This window comes from Sedimentibacter sp., from assembly GCF_033447055.1.
Classification (GTDB): domain Bacteria; phylum Bacillota; class Clostridia; order Tissierellales; family Sedimentibacteraceae; genus Sedimentibacter.
Genome location: NZ_JAWQJF010000136.1, coordinates 1 through 3,823, shown reverse-complemented (window position 1 = coordinate 3,823; position 3,823 = coordinate 1). Strand labels below are relative to the sequence as shown.

At 31.3% G+C, this 3,823-nt stretch carries 5 protein-coding genes; all 5 read left to right on the top strand.

All coding sequences use genetic code 11. The annotated features are described in order from the left end of the window. The first annotated feature begins 139 nt into the window (after nt 1-139). Entirely contained in the window at nt 140-937 is a 798-nt protein-coding gene (locus tag SA378_RS09580) for a flagellar motor protein MotB (RefSeq protein WP_318525769.1), read from the top strand. Between the two features lie 36 nt (nt 938-973). Continuing rightward, nucleotides 974-1,960: a flagellar motor switch protein FliM gene (fliM, locus tag SA378_RS09575; protein WP_318525768.1), complete on the top strand. Its 987-nt coding sequence runs from the start codon at nt 974-976 to the stop codon at nt 1,958-1,960. A gap of 12 nt (nt 1,961-1,972) precedes the next feature. Further along, nucleotides 1,973-3,121, top strand: a complete 1,149-nt coding sequence (gene fliY / locus SA378_RS09570; RefSeq protein ID WP_318525767.1) for a flagellar motor switch phosphatase FliY — start codon at nt 1,973-1,975, stop codon at nt 3,119-3,121. A gap of 24 nt (nt 3,122-3,145) precedes the next feature. Beyond that, nucleotides 3,146-3,511 carry a response regulator gene (locus tag SA378_RS09565; RefSeq protein ID WP_318525766.1) on the top strand — a complete coding sequence of 122 codons (366 nt, stop codon included), beginning with the start codon at nt 3,146-3,148 and terminating at the stop codon, nt 3,509-3,511. Nucleotides 3,512-3,556: 45 nt separating this feature from the next. After that, nucleotides 3,557-3,823: flagellar biosynthetic protein FliO (gene fliO / locus SA378_RS09560; RefSeq protein ID WP_318525765.1), on the top strand; the 267-nt coding region annotated here is incomplete at its 3' end.

Here is a 3,823-nt window from a genome sequence, read left to right as displayed (position 1 = left end):
TTCATATATAACTTATCAGGAAAGAGGTTTAGCGACAGAAGCTGATGGAGACGAAAAAAGCAAGAAAAAATTCGGTAAAAAAGGGAAAAACAAAAAAAGTGAAGCTAATGCTTAAACATTACTATAAGTAGGGGTTAATATGGGTAGGAAAAGAAAAACAGATGGTGGCGGTGCAAGTTGGCTAGAAACATACAGTGATATGGTTACATTGCTATTGACTTTCTTTATTATGCTGTATGCTATGTCAACTATTGATGCGCAAAAATATGCTATTATAGTTGAAGCATTTTCAAAAGGAAATCAAGTCAAAGAAACAGAAGAAGATCTGTCCGGAACAGGAAAAATGGATGGAGGAACGGTTGAAATTGAGGAAGCTGATGAAGAAAACATCGATCAATTATATGCTATGCTTAAAAGTTATGTTGATGAAAATAACTTAAGCGAAAGTGTTGAATTAAGTAAAAGTGAAGAATATGTTTTTATAAGGTTTTCTGATGAAATAACTTTCAAAGGATACAGCAATACTCTAAATCAAAGCGGAAAAGAAATATTGGATGTGCTTGCAATCGGACTGGAATTAGTTGATGAGTATATCGAAGAAGTAATCATAGCGGGACATACAGCAGCAGTAGAAAATGATAAATCAAATATTGACAGGGCACTGTCAACAGACAGAGCAAATGCGGTCCTCCAATATTTGGAAGGCAAAGGCGTTATCAGCCCGGCAAAATATTTGGCAATTGGATATGGATTGTATAGTCCTATAGCTGATAATAGTACCACTGAAGGAAGAGCTAAAAACAGAAGAGTTGAAATATACATAAGCAGAAAAGGGTATCCAATCAGTTATACTAAAATAATCAGTAACACTTTAAATGGAATTGATGATGTTGAAAATATGGATAATGCAGAAAATCTGCAACATCCGAAGAATTAGTATAAATGACAAAACTAATAGAACGAGGGCATATATATGGCAGAAATATTATCGCAGAGCCAGATAGATGAACTGCTAAACAACTTAAGCAGCGGTGATGTTGATATACAGGAAATAGAAACAAATGATAAAAAAATTAAAGAATATGACTTCAGAAGTCCTAAGAAAATAACAAAAGAAACAATAAAACTTTTAAAAAGTATTTATGAAAATTATTGTCGTATGCTTTCATCTCGTTTGACTTCAGTGTTAAGACTTATGTGCGATGTAACAGTTGAACAGGTGGAAGAAAGCATATTTCACGAATACAATAATGCATTAGATGACTATGTATTGATGGGACTAATAAATGTTAATTATCCCGACAAAACAACTTCTGATAGTCAAATTCTTATGGAAATATCTAAGCCTTTATCTTTTGTAATCATAGACAGACTTTTAGGAGGCAGTGGAGAGGAATATGAAATTAGTAGAGAGTATACAGATATTGAGCTGTCATTATTGGGTAATTTACTAAAGCAGGTTATTCCCCAAATGGGAACATCATGGGAAGGAACAATAGATATTGGTACTGAACTTGCTAAAATAGAAACAAATTCAAGATTTATTCAATCAATTAATTACAATGATACTGTTATAATAGTTGTCCTTAATGTTGCATTAAATGAATCAACTGGTAAAATTACAATATGTATGCCATCAACTATTATTAGCGAAGTAATGAAAAAGGCAAATATTTTTTCAAAAACTAGCATCAAGAAATTAGATCAAAGCTTAGAAGATCAGAAAGAAATAATTATGGAGTCATTAAAAACTTCAAAATTGACAATAACGGGTGTGCTTGGAAAAGCTCAAGCTACGCTTCAAGATATAATTAATATGCAAGTTGGAGATTTGATTATACTTGATAAAGAAGTAAATTCATGCGTGGATGTCAACGTAGACGGTGAAAAATGGTTTGAAGGGAACTGGGGAAATAAAAAAAATAAGGGCGTTATAAAAATAAAGAAAATTATACGTTAAGAGGAGCTACTTATGATGAATGAAAATATTTTTTCGGATATGGAGCGAGATGTAATAGGAGAAGTAATGAACATAAGCTTGGGATCTTCTGCTACATCTCTGTCAACATTATTAGGAAAAAGAGTTGAAATAACCGTACCAAAAATCGATGTACTTAATGCAAAACAATTCAGCTATGAAAATTTAGAGCCGGCAATAGGGGTGGAAATAAATTATATAGAAGGATTAAACGGCGTCAATTTAATGATATGGAAAAGGATGGATGCCAAATCAATTATTGAAATTTTGATGGGACAAACTATAGTTGATGATGAATTTGAAATGGATGAGATAAATACAAGTGCCATATGTGAAGTAATGAATCAAATGATGGGTTCAGCTGCTACAGCATTATCGGATTTTTTGGGTAAATCCATAAATATATCAACACCTTTAGCTTATGAAATAAATGATAAAACGGAATTTCAAAATAAATATTTCATAGATGATGATGTTATAGTTGCAGTCAGTTTTGATTTATTCATTGAAGGCACAGTGCAAAGTCAATTTATAAATGTTATGCCTGTTTCTCTTGCGAGAGAAATAGTGTCCAATTTTTTAAAGGGAGTTGAAAGTTTAGATAGTACAAGTATTGATGAAAATACAAAAAACATTGAAAGTGCTAAAAGTGTTGAGCATGCAAAGGATGCAGAAATTATTGCTGAGATGAAAGAGAATAATATAAATATACAGCAAGACTTTGATTGTGAGGACGATGTATATAAAGAGAAAACTCTAATTAGAAGTAATAATATTGGTACAAAAATCAAACAGAAAAAGAAAGAACAAATTCCTGTAAATGTAAGGCAGATGGAATATGAAAGTTTTGATGAAGAAGAAGACATATTATCGGAAGAACAACGTTCTAATTTAGAGCTAATATTGACAGTACCATTGGAAATCAGTGTTGAAATAGGAAAGAGCAGAAGACAAATTAAAGATATTCTTGAATTTTCACAAGGAACAATAGTGGAACTTGACAAACAGGCAGGAGCGTTGGTAGACGTAATTGTAAATGGACAGTTAATAGCGAAAGGCGAAGTCGTAGTAGTAAATGATAACTTTGGAGTAAGAATTATAGAAATTGTTAAAAAAGATGAATTAATTAAAATTACATTATAGAATTGTTATTATATGGAGGATAAAATGGAAGGTAAAATATTAATAGTAGATGATGCAGCTTTTATGAGAATGATGATAAGAGATACGCTTAAAAAGAACGGGTATGAAAATTTAATAGAAGCAGCAGATGGGGAATTGGCAGTACAAACATATAAGGCAGAAAAACCAGACTTGGTAATTATGGATATAACAATGCCAAATAAAAATGGTTTAGAAGCATTAAAGGAAATCAGGGGAATTGATTCTAATGCTAAAATAGTAATGTGTTCAGCTATGGGACAAGAATCCATGGTCGTAGAAGCAATAAGAAATGGCGCAAAAGATTTTATTGTAAAGCCTTTTAAAGGTGACAGAGTATTAAAAACTGTACAAGGCATACTTGGACAATAGGAGCTGATAACAATTAAAGATATATTTTCACTTATAATTTCTGTTATGGGCATTATACTGGTTTTGTTTTTGACGTATTATTGCACAAAATGGATTTCAACAAAAACAAATGTAATAAATAAATCGAAATATATGAATATTGTTGACAGAATAATGTTGGGACAGAACCAATTTCTGGCTATAGCAGAAATAACCAATAAATATTATTTGCTTAGTGTTACGGAAAAGGAAATAAACATAATTAAGGAATTAGATGATTTTGAGTTAAAAAATGATGAAAAAAAAGAAGAAGGTATAGATTTTAATAAAGTG

What these genes read in the sequence shown, in the direction of transcription:
- SA378_RS09580 (WP_318525769.1), top strand. Translation starts at nt 140, where the DNA reads ATGGGTAGGAAAAGAAAAACAGATGGTGGCGGTGCAAGTTGGCTAGAA.
- fliM (WP_318525768.1), top strand. Translation starts at nt 974, where the DNA reads ATGGCAGAAATATTATCGCAGAGCCAGATAGATGAACTGCTAAACAAC.
- fliY (WP_318525767.1), top strand. Translation starts at nt 1,973, where the DNA reads ATGATGAATGAAAATATTTTTTCGGATATGGAGCGAGATGTAATAGGA.
- SA378_RS09565 (WP_318525766.1), top strand. Translation starts at nt 3,146, where the DNA reads ATGGAAGGTAAAATATTAATAGTAGATGATGCAGCTTTTATGAGAATG.